Below are 20,237 nucleotides of genomic sequence, written 5' to 3'. Positions count from 1 at the left end.
GACAGAAAATCTCTCGCGGAGCCACGGGAAGCGATGTCTATCAGGCTAGATGGGGATAAAACCGGAGCGGTTCCCGGCCGGGTACGGCGGATCCTCCGGGGTCCGAGGCCCGAGCGCGTGCCCTCCCTGGTCGGTACGGCCTGCACCCTCGTGGGCCTCCTCGACATCGCCGCCGGTGTCTTCCCGCGCTTCCGGCACAGCAGCGTGCACGCCGCCGCCGAGGTGCTGCCCGGCGCGCTCGGCCCGTTCGCGGCCGCGCTGGCGATCAGCGCGGGCGTACTGCTGCTGCTCCTGGCGCACGGCCTCAAGCGCCGCAAGCGCCGCGCGTGGCGGGCGGCCGTGGTCCTGCTGCCCGCCGGGGCGGCGGCGCAGTTCACGTACCGGCCCTCGGTCGTCGGCGTACTGATCTCGTTGTCACTGCTCGCGCTCCTGCTGTGCCACCGGGGCGAGTTCGCGGCCCTGCCCGACCCGCGCAGCCGCTGGAAGGCGCTCGCGAACTTCTTCCTCGTCGGCTCGGGCTCCCTGGGGCTCGGCCTCGTCATCGTCAGCTCGCACCCGGCGAAGGTCGTCGGCAACCCGAGCGTCGCGGAGCGCCTGGAGCACGTCCTGTACGGGCTCTTCGGCTTCGAGGGCCCCGTCGCCTACGCGGGCCGGGTCTCCTGGACCGTCGGCTACTCGCTCGGGGCCCTCGGCCTGCTCACCGCGGTCACCACCGTCTACCTCGCCCTGCGGCCCGAGCACCCGGCCGCCCGCCTCACCCCCGACGACGAACGGCGGCTGCGCGACCTGCTGGCCCGGCACGGCGGCCGCGACTCGCTCGGCCACTTCGCGCTGCGCCACGACAAGGCCGTCGTCTTCTCGCCCAGCGGCAAGGCGGCCGTCACCTACCGCGTCGTCTCCGGCGTCATGCTCGCCAGCGGCGACCCGATCGGCGACGTTGAGGCCTGGCCCGGCGCCATCGAACGCTTCATGGACGAGGCCAAGGCCCACTCCTGGACCCCGGCCGTCGTGGGGTGCAGCGAGACGGGCGGCGAGGTCTGGACCCGGGAGACCGGTCTCGACGCCCTGGAGCTCGGGGACGAAGCGGTGGTGCGCGTGCCGGATTTCTCCCTCGCCGGGCGCGCCATGCGCAACGTACGCCAGATGGTCAAGCGCATTGAGCGCGGCGGCTACGAGACCCGGGTACGCCGCGTCCGCGACCTCGCCGACACGGAACTGGACCGCGTCCGGCGCGCGGCCGCCGACTGGCGCGGCACCGACACCGAGCGCGGCTTCTCCATGGCGCTCGGCCGCATCGGGGAGCCCGGCGACGGGGACTGCGTGATCGCCACCGCCCACAAGGCGGGCGGGCCGGGCGACGCGGACTCGCCGTACGGCGACCTGAAGGCCGTACTCCACTTCGTCCCGTGGGGTACGGACGGCCTGTCCCTCGACCTGATGCGCCGCGACCGCTCCGCCGACCCCGGCATGAACGAACTGCTGATCGTCGCCGCGCTCCAGGCCGCTCCCCGGCTCGGCGTCGAGCGCGTGTCGCTCAACTTCGCGATGTTCCGCTCGGCGCTCGCGCGCGGCGAGAAGATCGGCGCGGGGCCGGTGCTGCGCGTGTGGCGCGGCCTGCTGGTCTTCCTCTCCCGCTGGTTCCAGATCGAGTCGCTGTACAAGTTCAACGCCAAGTTCCGGCCGGAGTGGGAGCCGCGCTTCGTGGTCTTCCGCACGACCCGCGACCTGCCGCGCATCGGCTTCGCCGCGATGCAGGCGGAGGGCTTCGTCACCCTGGCCCTGCCCCGCCCGTTCGCCCGCCGGGCCCCGGCCGCCCGGCGGCGGCCGTGCGCCCACCTCGAACAGCTGCGGTTGCGCCGCGAGGCCGAGCAGCCGGCCGCCTGACCACGGGCTTCGTCAGCCGACGCTGATGGCGATCTTGCCGCGCGTGTGGCCCTCCATGCTCAGCCGCATGGCGTCGGCGGCCTGCTCCAGCGGGAAGACCGCGGCGACCTCCACGGCCAGCGCGCCGCGCTCGGCCAGCTCCGCGAGCGCCGTCAGATCGGCGGCGTCGGGCCGTACGAAGACGTACGTACCGCCGAGGCCCACGACCGCGCCGTCCGCGATGGACGCCAGCCGGCCGCCCGGGGCGAGCAGCTCCGGCGAGATCTTGAGCGCGTCGCCGCCGACGAGGTCGAGCACGGCGTCGACGCCTCCGGGCGCGAGCGCCCGCACGCGGTCGGCCAGCCCGTCGCCGTACGTCACCGGTTCGGCGCCCAGGGACCGCAGGAAGTCGTGGTTGCGCTCGCTCGCCGTACCGATGACCCGGACGCCGAGGGCGCGGGCGATCTGCACCGCGAGGGATCCGACGCCGCCCGCCGCCGCGTGCACCAGCAGCGTGTCGCCCTCGCCGACGTTCAGGGGACCGGTGAGCGCCTGGTACGCGGTGAGGCCGGCCAGCGGCAGTCCGGCGGCCTGCTCGAAGGTGAGCGCGGCGGGCTTGCGGGCCAGCGTGCGGACGGGGGCGGCGACGTACTCGGCGAAGGTGCCGCGGGAGACGAAGTCCTCGCGTACGTACCCCATCACCTCGTCGCCCGGCGCGAACTCGGTCACACCGACGCCCACCTGCTCCACGACGCCGGCGACGTCCCAGCCGGGCACGACGGGGAAGACGGCGTCGAGGGCGGAGTCGAGGTACCCGGCCTGGATCTTCCAGTCGACGGGGTTGACGGCGGCGGCCCGGACGCGGACGAGCACGGCGTCGGGGCCGAGCTTGGGGTTCGGGACGTCGGCGTACTCGAGGACGTCCGGGGCGCCGTACGTGCGGTAGATGATCGCCTTCATGGGAGTGCTCCTTCGTGCCTGCGGGAATGGGGCGTGGACCGCCCGGCGTTGCTTGAGCATCTCAAGCAATAGAAGTACGGTAAACGTCGAACTTTGAGATAGTCAAGTTTCGCGGGGTAAACTGGTCCCATGGCTGAGACGATCAGGACGATCCCCACGAAGGCCCAGCTCATGGAGCGGCTCGCCGACTCCTTCAGCGGCTACTACGGCGACTTCTCCCTCGCCGCCGCCGACGCGGGCCTCAGCGCCAGCCAGGCCAAGACCCTCGGCGTACTGCGGACCGCCCCCGCCTCCATGCGCGCCCTGGCGACCACCCTCGCCTGCGACGCCTCGAACATCACCGGCATCGTCGACCGGCTGGAGAAGCGCGAGCTCGTACGCCGCGAGGTCAGCCCCACCGACCGCCGCGTCAAGAACGTGGTCCTCACCACGGCGGGCGAGGAGACCGTGGACGCCATCCGGGCCCGCATGCACACCACCCACGCGGCCCTCGACGCCCTCGACGACGCCGACCGCGCCGTCCTCCACGACCTCCTCGGCCGCGTCTTCTGCGGTGCGCGCGGTCCGCGCAGCGCCACCTGACGCCTACGCTGGACGCATGAGTACGTTGCGCGAGCGTGGCCGGGTCGAGGGTCTGCCGGAGTGGGACCGCTGTGCGGTGATGGGCGTCGTCAACGTGACTCCCGACTCCTTCTCCGACGGCGGACGCTGGTTCGACACGACCGCCGCGGTCAAGCGCGGCCTGGACCTCGTCGCCCAGGGCGCCGACCTCATCGACGTCGGGGGCGAGTCGACCCGCCCCGGCGCCTCCCGCGTCGACGCCGACGAGGAGCTGAAGCGGGTGATCCCCGTGGTGCGCGGCCTCGCCTCCGAAGGCGTCACCGTCTCCGTGGACACCATGCGAGCGGCGGTCGCCGAGCAGGCGGTCGCGGCCGGCGCCGTCCTGGTCAACGACGTCAGCGGCGGCCTCGCCGACCCCGCCATGATCCCGGCCGTCGCGGCGGCCGGAGCACCCTTCGTGGTCATGCACTGGCGCGGCTTCAGCGAGCAGATGAACAGCCGCGCGGTGTACGCCGACGTCGTCGGCGAGGTAGTGGCGGAACTGCGCGCCCGCATGGACGCCGTCGTCGCCGGCGGCATCGCCCCCGAGCGCATCGTCATCGACCCCGGCCTCGGCTTCGCGAAGCAGGCCGCCCACGACCTCACCCTGGTCGCCCACCTCACGGAGCTGCGTGCCCTCGGCCGCCCCCTCCTGGTGGCCGCCTCGCGCAAGAGGTTCCTCGGCCACGTCCTCGCCGCCGACGCCGGCGAGGACGCCGCCCCGCCGCCCGCGCGCGAGCGCGACGCCGCCACGGCCGCCGTCTCGGCCATAGCCGCCCACGAGGGCGCCTGGGCGGTGCGCGTCCACGAGGTACGGGCGACCGCCGACGCCGTACGGGTCGCCAGGGCCGTAGAGGGAGCCCTGTGAGCCGCGCGCGGACGGACGTCGAACAGGTCGAGCAGGCCAACACGGCGTTCTACGAGGCCGTGGAGCGCGGCGACTTCGAAGAGCTGTCGGTGATCTGGCTGGACGACGAGATCTCCTGCGTGCACCCGGGCTGGCCGGTGCTGTCGGGGCGGGGCGAGGTACTGCGCTCGTACGCCCTGATCATGGCGAACACGGAGTACATCCAGTTTTTCCTCACCGACGTGAAGGTGACGGTCCTGGGCGACACCGCCCTGGTGGTCTGCACCGAGAACACGCTCAGCGGCGGCCCGGCCGAGGAGGCGGGCGAACTCGGCCCGCTGGTGGGGCAACTGATCGTCGCCACGAATGTGTTCCGCCGCACCGAGGACGGCTGGAGACTGTGGTCTCATCACGGGTCCCCCGTTCTGACCGAAAACGGTGAAGAAGAGGACGACGAGACACCCGCCTGAGTGGGTAGGGGCTTGTGGAAGGTTGGCGTCCGGGGCCATGGGGTAGGGGCGGCTACCAGTCCCAAGGCCTTCTGTCCATAGCCCCCGTGGGCGTCCGGTGTCCGTGCTCGCAGGTAGATTCGAGCGAGGGTGACGCGCCGACCGCACTCGGCGGGCGCCCTCTTTCTACGACAGCAGGAGTGATTCGCGTGGATCGTGTCGCGCTGCGCGGCCTCAAGGCCCGCGGGCACCACGGCGTGTTCCCCCGGGAGCGCGAAGAAGGCCAGACCTTCATCGTGGACCTGGTTCTCGGCCTCGACACCCGCCCGGCGGCCGCCGACGACGACCTGGCGAAGACCGTGCACTACGGGGTCGTGGCGGAGGAGGTCGTGGACGTCGTCCAGGGCGAGCCGGTCGACCTGATCGAGACCCTCGCCGAGCGGATCGCCGAGCAGTGCCTCAAGCACCAGGGGGTCAAGGAGGTCGAGGTCTGCGTCCACAAGCCGGACGCCCCGATCACGGTCCCCTTCGACGACGTCACCATCACCATCACCCGGAGCCGAGTATGAATCCCACACAGAGCGACCCGACCGTGCAGCCGGTGCCCGCCTCCGTGGTGGAACAGGTCGACGCCGCCGACAGCACGCTGTCCAACCCCAAATGGGCCGTGATCTCCCTCGGCTCGAACCTGGGCAACCGCCTGGAGACCCTCCAGGGCGCGATCGACGCCCTGGAGGACACGCCCGGCCTGCGCGTCAAGGGCGTCTCCCCCGTGTACGAGACGGAGCCCTGGGGGGTCGACCCCGGCTCCCAGCCGTCGTACTTCAACGCCGTCGTCGTCATCAGGACCACCCTCCCGCCGGCCTCCCTCCTGGAGCGCGGCCAGGCCATCGAGGAGGCGTTCGACCGGGTCCGCGAGGAGCGCTGGGGCCCGCGCACGATCGACGTGGACATCGTGGCGTACGCCGACGTGGTGTCCCAGGACCCGCTCCTCACCCTCCCGCACCCCCGTGCCCACGAGCGCGCCTTCGTGCTCGCCCCGTGGCACGACGTGGACCCCCAGGCGCAGCTGCCGGGGCGCGGCCCCGTGGCGGACCTGCTGACCGGCGTCGGCGCCACCGGTGTACTCGCGCGCCCCGACTTGGAACTCCGACTGCCCGAGTAGTCGTTAGGCTGGCGGACGGCATCGACCGGACGAACGATCGTGACCGGCTGTGACATGAACCGATGTGAGGGGCGCTCTCGGTGAAGCAACTTCGGCTCGGGGTACTGGCCGGTCTCTTCGCCGTGGCAGGCGTCCTGTCCTGGGGCGGCGCCCGGCTCTGGGACACGTTCGGCACGCTGCCCAGCGTGCCGCTGGCGGCCCCCGTCGTCCTGGCCGTGATCGCCGTCGTCCTCCTGGCCACCGCGCTCTCGATCCGCTCCCGGCTGCGCGCCCAGCGCGAGCGCCGGCCGGACGCGAAGGGCGTGGAGCCCCTGATGGCGGCCCGCGCGGTGGTTTTCGGCCAGGCGAGCGCGCTCGTCGCGTCGCTGGTCTGCGGCATGTACGGCGGCGTGGGCGTCCACCTGCTGATGAACAGCCTCGACGTCCCCGCCCGCCGCGACCAGGCCATCTACGCGGGCCTGGCGGTGCTGGCGGGCGCGGGCGTCGTCGCGGCGGCGTTCTTCCTGGAGCGCGTCTGCAAACTCCCCGACGCCGAGGACAACGGCGCGACGCCCACCCTCTGAGCCACCCGGGCGGCCCGTTCCGAGCCGTCCGAACAGCACGCCGCGCACCACCCGACCGCCTCGCAGGGGCCCTCGTCGGCCCCGCGAGGGTCAGCGGGCCATGATGAGGCTCATCGCCTCGTTGCGCGTGGCCGAGTCGCGGAGCTGGCCGCGCACCGCCGACGTGATGGTCTTCGCTCCCGGCTTGCGGATGCCGCGCATCGACATGCACATGTGCTCGCACTCGATGACCACGATCACGCCGCGCGGCTCCAGGATCTCCATCAAGGAGTCGGCGACCTGCGTGGTGAGCCGTTCCTGCACCTGCGGCCGGCGGGCGTAGACGTCGACCAGCCGCGCCAGCTTGGACAGGCCGGTGATCTTGCCGGTGGTCGCCGGGATGTAGCCCACGTGGGCCACCCCGCGGAACGGGACCAGATGATGCTCACACGTGCTGAACACCTCGATGTCCTTGACCAGGATCATCTCGTCGTGGCCCAGGTCGAACGTCGTCGTCAGCACGTCTTCGGGGTCCTGCCACAGCCCGGCGAATATTTCCTTGTAGGCCCGTGCCACACGCCCCGGAGTCGCCCGGAGCCCCTCGCGGTCCGGGTCTTCCCCGATGGCGAGGAGGAGCTCGCGCACGGCGTTCTCGGCTCGCTTCTCGTCGAACTCGCCGATCGAGCCTTCGCCGTCCAGCGTCACCGGGTCCGTCATCTGTGCCTCGTTCCTGTGCTTTCACATGCCGCAAAAGAGCGGCATCGAGAAAACGCCGCGTCCCCCAGGCTAAAACCTGGGGAACACGGCGTTCATTCCGGCCCCGAGGGGGCCGGAAACGATCAGCTCTCGGGGCGCTCCTCCGGGACCGCCTCGGTGGCCGGGGTGTCCACAGGGCCGGCCGTCACCGCGGGAGTCGCACCGTTGGCAGTGGCGCCGTTGGTGAGGGAGAGCTCCTTCGGGGAGAGCACCGGCGGCCGCGTGGACGGCATACGGCGGGAAGAACCGGTCCACGCGGGGCGGGCCGGACGCTTCACGATCGGGCTGAAGATCTCGGCGATCTCCTCCTTGTTCAGCGTCTCCTTCTCCAGGAGGGCCAGAACCAGGTTGTCGAGGACGTCGCGGTTCTCGACGAGGATCTCCCACGCCTCGTTGTGCGCGGTCTCGATGAGCTTCTTGACCTCTTCGTCGACCAGCGCGGCGACCTCTTCCGAGTAGTCGCGCTGGTGACCCATGTCACGGCCGAGGAACGGCTCGGAGCCGTCCTGGCCGAACTTGATTGCGCCGAGGCGCTCGGTCATGCCGTACTGCGTGACCATCGCGCGGGCCGTGGCGGTGGCCTTCTCGATGTCGTTCGAGGCGCCCGTGGTCGGGTCGTGGAACACCAGTTCCTCGGCCGCACGGCCGCCCATCATGTAGGCGAGCTGGTCCAGCATCTCGTTGCGCGTGGTCGAGTACTTGTCCTCGTCCGGGAGCACCATCGTGTAACCGAGGGCGCGCCCGCGGGACAGGATGGTGACCTTGTGCACCGGGTCGCTGTTCGGGGAGGCCGCCGCGACCAGGGCGTGTCCGCCCTCGTGGTACGCGGTGATCTTCTTTTCCTTCTCGCTCATGATCCGGGTCCGCTTCTGCGGTCCGGCCACGACGCGGTCGATCGCCTCGTCCAAGGAGTGGTTGTCGACCAGCTTCTTGTCCGTACGGGCGGTCAGCAGCGCGGCCTCGTTCAGCACGTTCGCCAGGTCGGCGCCGGTGAAGCCGGGGGTACGGCGGGCGACGGCCCGCAGGTCGACCTCCGGCGTGACCGGCTTGCCCTTGGCGTGCACCTTGAGGATCTCGAGGCGGCCCAGCAGGTCCGGACGGTCGACCGCGATCTGCCGGTCGAAGCGGCCCGGGCGCAGCAGCGCCGGGTCGAGGATGTCCGGCCGGTTGGTGGCGGCGATCAGGATGACGCCGCCCTTCACGTCGAAGCCGTCCATCTCGACGAGCAGCTGGTTCAGGGTCTGCTCGCGCTCGTCGTGACCGCCGCCCATTCCGGCGCCGCGGTGGCGGCCGACGGCGTCGATCTCGTCGACGAAGACGATCGCCGGAGCGTTCGCCTTGGCCTGCTCGAAGAGGTCACGCACACGGGAGGCGCCGACACCGACGAACATCTCGACGAAGTCGGAACCGGAGATCGAGTAGAACGGGACACCGGCCTCACCCGCGACGGCGCGCGCCAGCAGCGTCTTGCCCGTACCGGGCGGGCCGTACAGCAGCACGCCCTTGGGGATCTTGGCGCCGACGGCCTGGAACTTCGCCGGCTCCTGGAGGAACTCCTTGATCTCGTGGAGCTCCTCGACCGCCTCGTCGGCGCCCGCCACGTCGGCGAACGTCGTCTTGGGGGTGTCCTTGGTGATGAGCTTGGCCTTGGACTTCCCGAACTGCATGACCCGGGAGCCGCCGCCCTGCATCTGATTCATCAGGAACAGGAAGACGACCACGATCAGGACGAAGGGGAGCAGGGAAAGCAGGATCCCGACGAACGGATTCTGCTTGGAGGGGGAGACCGTGTAGCCCTTGTCGATGTCCCCGCTGTCGAACTTCGACTGCAGCTTGTTGGCGAGCGCGACGCCCTGGTCGCCGATGTAGCTCGCCTGGATCTTGCTGCTGTCCTTGACCTTCTGGCCGTCCTTCAGCTCGACCTTGATGACTTGTTCGTCACCGGTCGTCAGCTTGGCCTGCTTGACCTGGTTCTTGTCGATCGCCTGGACGACCTCGGCAGTGTCCACCGTCTTGTAGCCGCCGGACGAGCCGACAACCTGCATCAACACGACCACGGCGAGGACGGCCAGCACGATCCACATGACCGGCCCACGGAAGTATCGCTTCACGTCCATCCATACGGGGCGGTAGTCGCCCCGTCCCTCCTGCCCGTAGGTAAATGCTGCTGTTTAAAAAGACTGTTCTTCGGACGGTACCCCAGCATTGTCACCCGTGACTGCCGGGGACGGCTGACGAACCTGCCTTCCCATGCTCCAACGGCGGGGCGGGGGTGGAGGTTCCCGGCGGGTTCCCGGTGGCCTCCGGCAGGTTCCCGGTGGCCTCCGGCAGGTTCCCGGCGGCTTCCCGGCAGGTGCCGGGCTCAGCCGCCGTATACGTGCGGGGCCAGCGTGCCGACGAACGGCAGGTTCCGGTACTTCTCGGCGTAGTCGAGGCCGTAACCCACGACGAACTCGTTCGGAATGTCGAAGCCGACCCACTTCACGTCGAGCTGGACCTTGGCCGCCTCCGGCTTGCGCAGCAGCGTGCAGACGTTCAGGGACGCCGGCTCACGCGATCCGAGGTTCGACAGCAGCCAGGAGAGCGTCAGACCCGAGTCGATGATGTCCTCGACGATCAGGACGTGCTTGCCCTTGATGTCGGTGTCGAGGTCCTTGAGGATGCGGACCACGCCGGAGGACTGGGTGCCCGCGCCGTACGACGAGACCGCCATCCAGTCCATCGTGACGGGGGTGGAGAGCGCGCGTGCCAGGTCCGCCATCACCATGACGGCGCCCTTGAGGACACCCACGATGAGCAGGTCCTTGCCCGCGTACTCCGCATCGATCTTCGCGGCCAGATCGGCCAGCTTCGCGTCGATTTCTTCCTTGGTGATGAGCACCGACTTGAGGTCGGTGCCCATGTCCTTCTCGTTCACCGGGGTCACTTTCGTAGTGCTTCAGCGCATCAGCCCTGCCGGATGACCAGTCTGCCACCCTGCCGCCGCGCCTCTACCCGGCCGGGGAGGTTGATGACCCCCTGGCCGCGCCACCCGGTGATCAGGCGGTCGACCTCTTCGACGTGCCGCGCGAAGAGCGACCCGGGCGGAGAGCCCGCCGAGATGGCCGCCCGGCGCAGGACGCGGCGGCGTACCGCCGGGGGCAGGGCGTAGAGCTTGGCGCACTCCAGCTCGCCGGTCGCGTCGCGTACGGACGCGTCCGCCTCGGCGGCCCAGTCGTCCAGGGCGTCGGCGTCGTCGCGGGAGAGCTGGGCCGTCCGCGCCAGGGCCTCGACGACTCCTTTGCCGAGCGCCTTCTCCAGGGCCGGCAGGCCGTCGTGGCGCAGTCGTGAGCGGGTGTAGGCGGGGTCGGTGTTGTGCGGGTCGTCCCAGACGGCCAGCGACTGCACCATGCAGGCTTTGCGGGCGGTCTGCCGGTCGATCTGGAGGAAGGGCCTGCGGTAGCGGCCCGCGCCGGTCACGGCGGCCATGCCGGACAGCGAACGGATGCCGGAGCCGCGGGCGAGGCCGAGCAGGACCGTCTCCGCCTGGTCGTCGCGCGTGTGGCCGAGCAGGACGGCGGCGGCGCCGTGGCGCTCGGCTGCGGCGTCCAGGGCGGCGTAGCGGGCGTCGCGGGCGGCCGCTTCGGGGCCGCCGTCACGGCCGACGGTCACCGCGACGGCCTCGACGGGGTCGAGCCGCAGCGCGGTGAGGCGGTTGACGACCTCGGCGGCCCGGAGATCGGAGCCGGCCTGGAGGCCGTGGTCGACGGTGACGCCGCCGGCACGGATGCCGAGCTTGGGCGCTTCGAAGGCGAGGGCGGAGGCGAGCGCCATGGAGTCGGCGCCGCCGGAGCAGGCGACCAGCACGAGCGGCGCCGGCGGCATGGGCGGGGCCGTGCCCGGCCCGGCGTTCGCCGTGGCGCGGGGGGTGACGCCGGCGTTGTCGGTGAGATCGGTGAGTACGTCGTGGAGTACGCGGCGGACCGCCAGGCGTATCGCTGCGACCGCAGGATGGGGACCCATGTCCGGTGCCCTTCGGTGAAGTTGGGGGTGCCTCGGGAGGAAAGGCCAGTCACTCAGAGTGCGTCGATGGTGACAGAGACGGGCCATTCCCCGAGCATTGCACGCCTACCCAGCGCTCACGGTCCCTCGGATGGGTGATTGGAGGGGCGTTGTCCTGCCGTCGGCCGCACCCGTTCTAGGACTCGGCCCTGCGGTGCACCCGTGCGACCCAGTCCGCCGGTTTGGCGATCTCCGCTTTGGTGGGGAGCGTGTTCGGGGAGGTCCAGACCCGGTTGAAGCCGTCCATTCCGGCCTCCTCCACCACGGCCCGTACGAACCGCTCACCGTCACGGTACTGCCGGAGCTTGGCGTCCAGGCCCAGCAGTTTGCGCAGGGCCAGGTCCAGGCGGCCGGCGCCGCGCGCCCTGCGCTGCTGGAACTTCTCGCGGATCTCGGCGACGGACGGCACGACCTCGGGCCCGACGCCGTCCATGACGAAGTCGGCGTGGCCTTCCAGCAGCGACATGACGGCGGTCAGCCGGCCCAGGATCTCGCGCTGGGCAGGGGTCTGGACGATCTCGACGAGGCTGCGCCCGCCGTCCTCGCCCGCCTCGCCCTCGGGGCGGCCGCCGGCCAGTGACTGGGCGGCCTCGCGCAGGCGTTCCAGGACGGTCATCGGGTCGACCTCGGTCTCGCTGAGGAACGACTGGATTTCGCCCTCCATGTGGTCGCGCAGCCAGGGCACCGCCGTGAACTGCGTGCGGTGCGTCTCCTCGTGCAGGCACACCCAGAGCCGGAAGTCGTGCGGGTCCACTTCGAGCTCCCGCTCGACGTGGACGATGTTCGGGGCGACGAGCAGGAGGCGGCCGCCGCCGGTGCCGGCGGGGAGTTCGCGCGAGGGCGGGGCGAAGGTCTCGTACTGGCCGAGGACGCGTGAGGCGAGGAAGGACAGCAGCATGCCCACCTCGACGCCGGTCACCTTGCCGCCCACCGCGCCGAGTACGGCGCCGCCGGGGGCGGAGCCCCTGCGCTCCTGCATCTTGTCGAGGAGCGGCCGCAGGACTTCCCGGAACCCGGCGACGTTCGCCCTGATCCAGCCGGCCCGGTCGACGACGAGGACCGGGGTGTCCTGTGGCTCGTGTCCTTCGGGGATCATCCGGGTGAAGCCGCGGACGTGCTCCTCCGACGCCTTGGCGTGGCGGCGGAGCTCGGCGACGACGGCGCGCGCCTCGTCCCGGCTCACGTCGGGACCCGGCCTCACCAGTCGGGTCGCGGTCGCCACCGCGAGGTTCCAGTCGACCATCTCCGCACCACCGATGCTCGTCATGCGTCAACCGTACGTTGTCGAAGCGGCGCGCGGTGAGGTGTTGTCCGCCACCCGTACCCCTGAACTTCCTCGGGGTTCAGCTGCGGCCGGGCCGCCCGGTGGAGGGTTCGCAGCCGCAGTTGGCGATCGTGGAGGCCAGCCGGTCGAGGGCCGACTGGGCGGCGTCGGGGCCGGGGGCGCCGGAGGTGAGGAAGGCGAACGACAGGAGCCGGCCGTCGGCGTCGACGACGGTTCCGGCCAGCGTGTTCACGCCCCTGAGGGTGCCGGTCTTGGCCCGGACCATGCCGGTGCCGGCCGAGTCCTCGGCGTACCGGGTCTTCAGGGTGCCGCTGAATCCGGCCACCGGCAGGCCGGTCAGGACGGGCCGCAGTGCGGGGCGGGCGGGGTCGGCGGCGCGGGCGAGGAGGCCGGAGAGCAGGGCGGCGGACATGCGGTCGTCGCGGTCGAGGCCGCTGCCGTCGGCGAAGCGGGCGCCGGACAGCGGCAGGTCGAGTTCCTTCAGCCGGGACGCGACGGCCTTGCCCGCGCCCTCGAAGCCGGCCGGTTCGCCGGAGGCGAGCGCGGTCTGGCGGGCGAGCGCCTCGGCGATGTCGTTGTCGCTGTGGGTGAGGGTGCGCTCGACGAGGGCGGACAGCGGCGCGGACAGGACTCTGGCGACCGGTTCGGCGTTGCCGGGGCCCTTGCCGGGCGCGGGGTCGCCCTTCCCCTTGATGCCGCGCTCGCGCAGCATCTCGGCGAAGGCGCGGGCGGCGTCGCCCGCGGGGTCGGTGCTGCGGGGCGCGGTGCCGTTGCGGGAGCCGTCGAGGCGGCCCTCCTCGATCATCAGCGGGGTGACGGGGCTGATGTTCTCATTGGGGCTGATGGGATGGAGCTCGGGTCCCGAGTACAGCGTGTCGTCGTACCTCAGCTCCGCCTCGTCCACGCCGCGGTCCCGCAGCGTCCGGGCGGTGTCGTCGGCCAGGGAGGCCAGACCGTCCCGGTCCAGCGTCGGGTCGCCGCCGCCGACGAGGACGACCTGCCCGCCGTCGGGGGACGCGGTGACGGTGGTGGGGATGCGGTGGTCGGGGCCGAGGGCCGAGAGCGCGGCGACGGACGTCGCGATCTTGATGGTGGAGGCCGGAATCATCCCTTCCGTTTCCCCCTTCCCGTAGACCTGCGCGCCGGTGGCGGTGTCGATCACGGACGCGGCGCGCACCGGACCCAGCGCGGGGTCGCGCAGCAGCGGATCGAGGGCGTCCGCCAGGGCGCTCCCGGCGGGCGGCGGTACGGGCACGCCGAGCGCGGCGAGCACGCCGGGCGCGCTGGGGGCGGGCGCGGGGACGCCGCGCGCCGGTGTCTCGTGATGTGCGCCACCCGTACGGTCCTGGGAGGCGGCCCAGGCCCGCTCGGCCTTACGCTGACCGGAGTCCCAGGGGCCTGCCGCGGCCACCGCCCCGGCGGAGAGGGCGAGACCGGCGACAGCCGCGATCGTCGCGAGCTGCCACGTTTTGCGCTCCGGCACCTCGGACCAGCCCCTTTCGCGATCACACACCTGCGTGAGGGACACTTAACCACTGCGTGTTGCCGGGAGCATGACGCCCCGGCTCGTCCGGCCTACCGAACCGGCCGACGGTCCGGGCTCGCCCCCGGAAGGACGCAGCGCCACCCGGAGTATGTGCTGATCATGGAGGAACCACCCGTGGAGTTCGACGTCACCATCGAGATTCCGAAGGGTTCGCGGAACAAGTACGAGGTGGACCACGAGACCGGCCGGATCCGCCTGGACCGTCGACTCTTCACTTCCACGAGCTACCCGGCGGACTACGGCTTCGTCGAGAACACCCTCGGCGAGGACGGCGACCCGCTGGACGCGCTCGTACTGCTCGACGAGCCCACCTTCCCCGGCTGTGTCATCAAGTGCCGCGCGATCGGCATGTTCCGGATGACCGACGAGGCCGGCGGCGACGACAAGCTGCTGTGCGTCCCGGCTTCGGACCCGCGCGTGGAGCACCTGCGCGACATCCACCACGTGTCGGAGTTCGACCGCCTGGAGATCCAGCACTTCTTCGAGGTCTACAAGGACCTGGAGCCCGGCAAGTCCGTCGAGGGCGCCGACTGGGTCGGCCGCACCGAGGCCGAGGCCGAGGTCGAGGCCTCGTACAAGCGCCTCCAGGCGCAGGGCGGCAGCCACTGACGAGCCCCCTCGGCTCCGTTCTGACATCACGGCGGGCGGTGCACCCCAATGGGGGTGCGCCGCCCGCCGCGTGTTGGGCGGCGCGCAAGGGGAAGGTGTCCGTCCGCATACTGGGCATGTCTGGCCACGGCTTGGGCATACGGACGTACTGGATCAAGGAAGCGAAGCGAGGCAGGCAGTGGCGGAGCCGAAGCGCGGCGGCAGCGGGGCCGACAGTGAGGGCCCCGAGGACCGCAAGCCGCAGTCGGACGAGGCGCGCAGCGCCTTCACCCCGCCGGCCGGCGTGGAGCAGCCGGAACCGCCCGAGGAGGACAGCCCGACCTCGGAGTTCGCCGTTCCGGAGGGGCTGACCACCGGCGAGTACCCCATTCCGCCGGAGGTGTCGGGCTTCGACACCCCCAGCACCTACAGCGCCCGCAACGCGCCGCCCGCCTTCACCCCGGCCCAGGGGATGCCCATGGTCCGGCTGACGAAGGAGGCGCCCTGGCAGGACCGGATGCGCACGCTGCTGCGGATGCCGGTGGGCGACCGGCCGGTGCCGGAGCCGGTGCAGCGCCACGACGAGGCGGGGCCCGCCGTGCCGCGCGTGCTGGACCTGACGCTGCGCATCGGCGAGCTGCTGCTCGCGGGCGGCGAGGGGGCCGAGGACGTCGAGGCGGCGATGTTCGGCGTGAGCCGGGCGTACGGGCTCGACCGGTGCGAGCCGAACGTCACCTTCACGCTGCTGTCGATCTCGTACCAGCCCTCGCTGGTGGAGGACCCGGTCACGGCGAGCAGGACCGTACGCCGCCGGGGCACCGACTACACCCGCCTGGCGGCGGTCTACCACCTCATCGACGACATCACCTCGCCGGACACCGACGTCACGCTGGAGGAGGCGTACCGCACCCTCGCCGAGATACGCCGCAACCGCCACCCGTACCCCGGCTGGGCGCTGACGGCGTCCAGCGGGCTGCTGGCCGGTGCGGCCTCCGTGCTGGTCGGCGGTGGGCCGGTGGTGTTCCTGGCGGCCGCCGTCGGCGCGATGCTCGGCGACCGGCTGGCCTGGCTGTGCGCGGGGCGCGGGCTGCCGGAGTTCTACCAGTTCCTGGTGGCGGCGATGCCGCCCGCCGCGATGGGCGTCGCGCTCACGCTGGCGCCCACGACGACGATGTGGGACGTGCGGCCATCCGCCGTGATCACCGGTGGACTGTTCGCCCTGCTGCCGGGGCGGGCCCTGGTCGCGGGCGTGCAGGACGGGCTGACCGGTTACTACATCACCGCGTCGGCGCGGCTGCTCGAAGTCATGTACTTCTTCATCGCCATCGTCATCGGCGTGCTGGTCGTGCTCTATCTCGGGGTGCAGCTGGACGCCGAGCTGCACGCGGCCACCGCGCTGGAGACCGTCGAGCGGCCGGTGACGCAGATCCTCGCGTCGATGCTGCTGTGTTTCGCGTTCGCGATCCTGCTCCAGCAGCAGCGCAACACCGTGCTGATGGTGACGCTGAACGGCGGGGTGGCGTGGATCGTGTACGGCGCCATGCACGACGTCGGCGAGATCTCCGCGGTGGCCTCCACGGCTGTCGCGGCCGGTCTGGTGGGCCTCTTCGGGCAGCTGTTCTCGCGCTACCAGTACGCGTCGGCGCTGCCGTACGTCACGGCGGCGATCGGGCCGCTGCTGCCCGGTTCCTCGACGTACTTCGGACTGCTCGGCATCGCGCAGAACGACCTGAACCAGGGGCTCGCCTCGCTGTCGACGGCGGCGGCGCTGTCGCTGGCCATCGCCATCGGGGTGAACCTGGGGGGCGAGATCTCCCGGCTGTTCCTCAAGACGCCGGGGGCGGGCCGTGGCGCGAGCCGCCGCGCGGCCAAACGGACGCGCGGCTTCTAGGCTCTCGGCCCCGGCGGGTCGGCGCTTGGCGGGTCAGCGCTTGGCGTGGCGGCCGCGCGAGGACGGGGGCGTGCCGTCGGACGGGTCCCCGGCGGCGGCCGCGGCCTTCTTGTTCTTGCTCCGGGCGCGCAGGTACTCGATGACGATCGGGAGGACCGAGATCAGGACGATCAGGATCAGGATCGCTTCGATGTTCTTGTGGACGAATTCGACCTTGCCGAGCGAGGCGCCGAGCAGCGTCACGCCCGCGCCCCAGAGCACACCGCCGATGATGTTGTACGTGATGAACGAGCGGTAGTTCATCCGGCTCACGCCCGCGATGATCGGCGTGAAGGTACGGACGATCGGCACGAAGCGGGCCAGGACCAGCGACTTGGGGCCGTACTTCTCGAAGAAGTCGTGGGCCTTCTCGACGTTCTCCTGTTTGAAGAGCTTGGAGTCGGGGCGCTTGAACAGGGCCGGTCCGACCTTGCGGCCGAAGAGATAGCCGACCTGGTCCCCGATGATCGCCGCGAGGCAGACCAGGGTGCAGACCAGCCACAGCGGGGTGTCCAGTACGCCCGTGGTCACCAGCAGGCCGGTGGTGAACAGCAGCGAGTCGCCCGGCAGGAAGAAGCCGATGAGCAGGCCGGACTCGGCGAACACGATGACCAGCAGGCCGATCAGGCCGAACTGCTCCAGGAGATAGTCCGGATCCAGCCAGGAGGGTCCGAGCGCAAGCGTATTCACGGGTACCGGGCTCCAGGGTGGGGTCGTCGTCTGCGGGTGTGCGCCCAAAGCTATCAACGCCACCGGTGTGCTCCTGGTTCCAGTAGGCACTCACGGGGATGCGAAGGAGCCGGACTGCGGCCAAGCTGTCCGGCAGGAGGTGGATGCGGATGGGCATCGAGGATTACGGCGGCGGGCAGGGCACCCAGTCCGATGTGCTGGTGGTCACCACGAACGACGCTCCCGGCTACCGGGTGGAGCGCGTGATCGGTGAGGTCTTCGGTCTGACGGTGCGCTCACGGCACTTGGGCAGCCAGATCGGCGCGGGGCTGAAGTCGATGATCGGCGGTGAGCTCAAGGGGCTCACCAAGACGCTGGTGGAGACCCGCAACCAGGCGATGGAACGGCTCGTCGAACAGGCCAGGGCGCGCGGCGCCAACGGCGTGCTGATGATGCGTTTCGACGTGACCGACGCGGCCGACGTGGGCACCGAGGTGTGCGCGTACGGCACGGCGGTCGTCCTCGCCAAGGAGTGACGGCGGCCCGTACGGCTCCCGAGGCGCGCCTCGCGGGCGCCTCCGGAGCCGTACGGGCCCCTGTTCCGTGTGCGGCGCGGCTCACTTCGTCCGCGGCGCGGTGCGGCGCCGGGCGCCGCGCTACGCGTGGCGGGCCGCGTTGGCCAGGATCGCCTCACGCAAGTAGGCCGCCAGGCCCGGCTTCGCGGCGTCGATGGACGTCGTGAAGCGCTCGTCGGCCACGTACATCTCGGCGAGGCAGACGTGCATCCCGTAGTCGCAGTCGTAGTGATTGCGGCTGATCAGCAAGCGGTGCTCCTCCGCCAGGTCCATGGCCCGCACCGAGTCGGGCGCGGCTCCGTCCTCCATCGCGGCGACCAGGCCGGCGGTGTTCCCGGCGTTCTCCTCCTTGATCCGCTGCCAGTCGTCCTTGGTGTACGACGCGGCCCTGCGCTGCGACTGCTCGTACGCCTCGCTGCTGCCCCAGCGCTGCTCGACCTCCTCGGCGTACTGGTCGGGATCGTGGTCGCCGAAGACCTCGAACTTCTCTTCCGGGGTGAGGTTGATGCCCATCTTCCGTGCCTCCAAGGCGGTTTCGACGGCGGCGGCCATCTCCTGCAGTTTCGCGATCCGGCCGGACAGCAACTCGTGCTGGCGCCGCAGGTGCTCCCGCGGGTCCACCCGCGGGTCGTCGAGGAGAGCCGCCACCTCGTCGAGCGGGAACCCGAGCTCCCGGTAGAACAGGATCTGCTGCAACCGGTCGAGGTCGGCGTCGTCGTAGCGCCGGTGACCCGCGTGGCTGCGGGCGCTCGGGGAGAGCAGTCCGATCCCGTCGTAGTGGTGCAGGGTGCGCACCGTCACTCCGGCGAACCCGGCGACCTGTCCCACGGAGTAGCTCATGGCTTTCCGCTCCTTCTTCTTCCTGGTACGCACCTCAGCCTGATCCCTCACGCCACGTGAGGTGCAACCCCCGCTCGGTGGAGTGTTACGTCCACTTATCCACCCTTATGGTGAGCCCATGGCACTTCACCAAGGCGGTACGGACGGGGACGGCGAGCGACACCGCAAGCTGGCCCTGAACCCCTTCTACGGCGTGGCCGACCCGGTCGGCGACATGGAGGCCGCCCCGCCCCGGCACCGGCTGCCCGACGGGCCCATGGCGCCCACGACGGCGTATCAGCTCGTGCACGACGAACTGATGCTCGACGGCAACTCCCGGCTCAATCTCGCCACCTTCGTCACCACCTGGATGGAACCGCAGGCGGCCGCGCTGATGGGTGAGTGCCGGGACAAGAACATGATCGACAAGGACGAGTACCCCCGGACCGCCGAGCTGGAGCGGCGCTGCGTCGCCATGCTCGCCGACCTGTGGAACGCGCCGGAGCCCACGGCGACGGTGGGCTGCTCGACGACCGGGTCCAGCGAGGCGTGCATGCTCGCCGGACTGGCCCTCAAGCGCCGCTGGGCCCTCAGGAACGCCGACCGGTACCCGGGCACGGCCCGGCCCAACCTGGTGATGGGCGCGAACGTCCAGGTCTGCTGGGACAAGTTCTGCACCTTCTGGGAGATCGAGGCGCGCCAAGTCCCGATGGAGGGCGAGCGCTTCCACCTCGACCCGCAGTCAGCGGCGGCGCTCTGCGACGAGAACACCATCGGTGTGGTCGCCGTCCTCGGCTCCACCTTCGACGGCTCGTACGAACCCGTCGCCGAGATCTGCGCGGCCCTGGACGGACTCCAGGAGCGCACGGGGCTCGACGTACCGGTGCATGTGGACGGGGCGTCCGGCGCGATGATCGCTCCCTTCCTCGACGAGGACCTGGTGTGGGACTTCCGGCTGCCGAGGGTCGCCTCCATCAACACCTCCGGGCACAAGTACGGCCTGGTCTATCCGGGGGTCGGCTGGGCGCTGTGGCGCTCGCCCGCCGAGCTCCCGGAGGAACTGGTCTTCCGGGTCAACTACCTGGGCGGCGACATGCCGACCTTCGCCCTCAACTTCTCCCGGCCCGGTGCCCAGGTGGTCGCGCAGTACTACTCCTTCCTGCGGCTCGGCCGGGACGGGTACCGGGCCGTGCAGCAGGCGTCGCGGGACGTGGCGCGGGGGCTCGCGTCCCGGATCGAGGCGACGGGCGACTTCCGCCTCCTCTCGCGCGGGGACGAGTTGCCGGTGTTCGCCTTCACCACCGCGCCCGGCGTACGGAACTTCGACGTCTTCGACGTGTCGCGGCGGCTGCGGGAGCGGGGGTGGCTGGTGCCGGCGTACACCTTCCCCGCGAACCGGGAGGACCTCGCCGTGCTGCGGATCGTGTGCCGCAACGGCTTCTCCGCGGATCTGGCCGAGCTGCTGGTGGAGAGCTTCGAGCAGGTGCTCCCCGAGCTGCGCGCCCAGTCCGGCCCGGCGACCCGGGACACGTCCGCCGCGACCTCGTTCCACCACTGAAGGCCGGGCGCGGTGGGGCCCGCCCCCGGCCCGGAGCCCGCGGT

20 protein-coding genes are annotated in these 20,237 nt (G+C 71.2%); 11 read left to right on the top strand and 9 right to left on the bottom strand.

The features are described 5' to 3' along the window. Positions 1–33: 33 nt before the first annotated feature. On the top strand, positions 34–1,884 hold the full coding sequence (locus IE185_RS18620) for a phosphatidylglycerol lysyltransferase domain-containing protein (protein ID WP_138895516.1): 1,851 nt from the start codon (positions 34–36) through the stop codon (positions 1,882–1,884). Positions 1,885–1,896: 12 nt separating this feature from the next. On the opposite strand, the gene IE185_RS18615 is transcribed toward IE185_RS18620, so the two are convergent. Further along, complete coding sequence (locus IE185_RS18615) at positions 1,897–2,823, bottom strand: NADP-dependent oxidoreductase (protein ID WP_138895515.1); 927 nt, start codon at positions 2,821–2,823, stop codon at positions 1,897–1,899. A 129-nt stretch (positions 2,824–2,952) separates the two neighbouring features. Between IE185_RS18615 and IE185_RS18610 the strand changes: the two genes are divergently transcribed. From IE185_RS18610 to IE185_RS18585, 6 genes are all read left to right on the top strand, one after another. Continuing rightward, positions 2,953–3,405, top strand: coding sequence for a MarR family winged helix-turn-helix transcriptional regulator (locus IE185_RS18610; RefSeq protein WP_229843581.1), 453 nt, complete (start codon positions 2,953–2,955; stop codon positions 3,403–3,405). Between the two features lie 16 nt (positions 3,406–3,421). Continuing rightward, a complete protein-coding gene (gene folP / locus IE185_RS18605) occupies positions 3,422–4,291 on the top strand; it encodes a dihydropteroate synthase (RefSeq protein WP_138895514.1) in 870 nt (289 codons plus the stop codon). Then, entirely contained in the window at positions 4,288–4,740 is a 453-nt protein-coding gene (locus IE185_RS18600) for a nuclear transport factor 2 family protein (RefSeq protein WP_138895513.1), read from the top strand. Before folP ends, IE185_RS18600 begins: the two co-directional genes overlap by 4 nt. A 188-nt stretch (positions 4,741–4,928) precedes the next feature. Continuing rightward, a complete protein-coding gene (folB, locus tag IE185_RS18595) occupies positions 4,929–5,288 on the top strand; it encodes a dihydroneopterin aldolase (protein WP_138895512.1) in 360 nt (119 codons plus the stop codon). Next, on the top strand, positions 5,285–5,884 hold the full coding sequence (folK, locus tag IE185_RS18590) for a 2-amino-4-hydroxy-6-hydroxymethyldihydropteridine diphosphokinase (protein ID WP_138895511.1): 600 nt from the start codon (positions 5,285–5,287) through the stop codon (positions 5,882–5,884). Before folB ends, folK begins: the two co-directional genes overlap by 4 nt. An 80-nt stretch (positions 5,885–5,964) precedes the next feature. Beyond that, positions 5,965–6,447, top strand: coding sequence for a DUF3180 domain-containing protein (locus IE185_RS18585; protein WP_138895510.1), 483 nt, complete (start codon positions 5,965–5,967; stop codon positions 6,445–6,447). 90 nt (positions 6,448–6,537) lie between these two features. Here IE185_RS18585 and folE read toward each other — a convergent pair whose 3' ends face one another. The 6 genes from folE to dacB form a co-directional block, all read right to left on the bottom strand. Further along, positions 6,538–7,143, bottom strand: coding sequence for a GTP cyclohydrolase I FolE (folE, locus tag IE185_RS18580; protein ID WP_138895509.1), 606 nt, complete (start codon positions 7,141–7,143; stop codon positions 6,538–6,540). A gap of 122 nt (positions 7,144–7,265) precedes the next feature. Further along, entirely contained in the window at positions 7,266–9,299 is a 2,034-nt protein-coding gene (gene ftsH / locus IE185_RS18575; RefSeq protein ID WP_138895508.1) for an ATP-dependent zinc metalloprotease FtsH, read from the bottom strand. Positions 9,300–9,544: 245 nt separating this feature from the next. After that, positions 9,545–10,084 (bottom strand): hypoxanthine phosphoribosyltransferase, encoded by a 540-nt coding sequence (gene hpt / locus IE185_RS18570; RefSeq protein ID WP_138895520.1) that lies wholly within the window; start codon positions 10,082–10,084, stop codon positions 9,545–9,547. Positions 10,085–10,128: 44 nt separating this feature from the next. Then, complete coding sequence (gene tilS, locus IE185_RS18565; protein WP_138895507.1) at positions 10,129–11,184, bottom strand: tRNA lysidine(34) synthetase TilS; 1,056 nt, start codon at positions 11,182–11,184, stop codon at positions 10,129–10,131. 175 nt (positions 11,185–11,359) lie between these two features. Further along, complete coding sequence (locus IE185_RS18560) at positions 11,360–12,490, bottom strand: Rv3626c family coenzyme F420 biosynthesis-associated protein (RefSeq protein ID WP_138895506.1); 1,131 nt, start codon at positions 12,488–12,490, stop codon at positions 11,360–11,362. Positions 12,491–12,566: 76 nt separating this feature from the next. Further along, positions 12,567–13,991: a D-alanyl-D-alanine carboxypeptidase/D-alanyl-D-alanine endopeptidase gene (gene dacB / locus IE185_RS18555; protein WP_189715555.1), complete on the bottom strand. Its 1,425-nt coding sequence runs from the start codon at positions 13,989–13,991 to the stop codon at positions 12,567–12,569. A 177-nt stretch (positions 13,992–14,168) separates the two neighbouring features. On the opposite strand from dacB, the gene IE185_RS18550 reads away from it, so the two are divergent. Together IE185_RS18550 and IE185_RS18545 are read left to right on the top strand one after the other, a co-directional pair. Continuing rightward, positions 14,169–14,663 carry an inorganic diphosphatase gene (locus IE185_RS18550; protein WP_069930540.1) on the top strand — a complete coding sequence of 165 codons (495 nt, stop codon included), beginning with the start codon at positions 14,169–14,171 and terminating at the stop codon, positions 14,661–14,663. 178 nt (positions 14,664–14,841) lie between these two features. After that, positions 14,842–16,533: a threonine/serine exporter family protein gene (locus IE185_RS18545; RefSeq protein ID WP_138897148.1), complete on the top strand. Its 1,692-nt coding sequence runs from the start codon at positions 14,842–14,844 to the stop codon at positions 16,531–16,533. Between the two features lie 33 nt (positions 16,534–16,566). On the opposite strand, the gene IE185_RS18540 is transcribed toward IE185_RS18545, so the two are convergent. Then, positions 16,567–17,262 carry a DedA family protein gene (locus IE185_RS18540; RefSeq protein ID WP_138897147.1) on the bottom strand — a complete coding sequence of 232 codons (696 nt, stop codon included), beginning with the start codon at positions 17,260–17,262 and terminating at the stop codon, positions 16,567–16,569. Positions 17,263–17,411: 149 nt separating this feature from the next. Here IE185_RS18540 and IE185_RS18535 point away from each other — a divergent pair, with 149 nt between their 5' ends. Further along, positions 17,412–17,777 carry a YbjQ family protein gene (locus IE185_RS18535; protein ID WP_138897146.1) on the top strand — a complete coding sequence of 122 codons (366 nt, stop codon included), beginning with the start codon at positions 17,412–17,414 and terminating at the stop codon, positions 17,775–17,777. A 120-nt stretch (positions 17,778–17,897) separates the two neighbouring features. Here the strand turns inward: IE185_RS18535 and IE185_RS18530 are convergent, their stop codons facing one another. Then, complete coding sequence (locus tag IE185_RS18530; protein WP_138897145.1) at positions 17,898–18,656, bottom strand: MerR family transcriptional regulator; 759 nt, start codon at positions 18,654–18,656, stop codon at positions 17,898–17,900. Positions 18,657–18,774: 118 nt separating this feature from the next. Between IE185_RS18530 and gad the strand changes: the two genes are divergently transcribed. Then, complete coding sequence (gene gad, locus IE185_RS18525; RefSeq protein ID WP_138897144.1) at positions 18,775–20,193, top strand: glutamate decarboxylase; 1,419 nt, start codon at positions 18,775–18,777, stop codon at positions 20,191–20,193. The last annotated feature ends 44 nt before the right edge of the window (positions 20,194–20,237 follow it).

The organism is Streptomyces chryseus (genome assembly GCF_014650755.1).
GTDB classification, from domain to species: domain Bacteria; phylum Actinomycetota; class Actinomycetes; order Streptomycetales; family Streptomycetaceae; genus Streptomyces; species Streptomyces chryseus.
The sequence above is the reverse complement of the archived record's forward strand: the minus strand, read 5'-3'. Positions and strand labels throughout refer to the sequence as shown.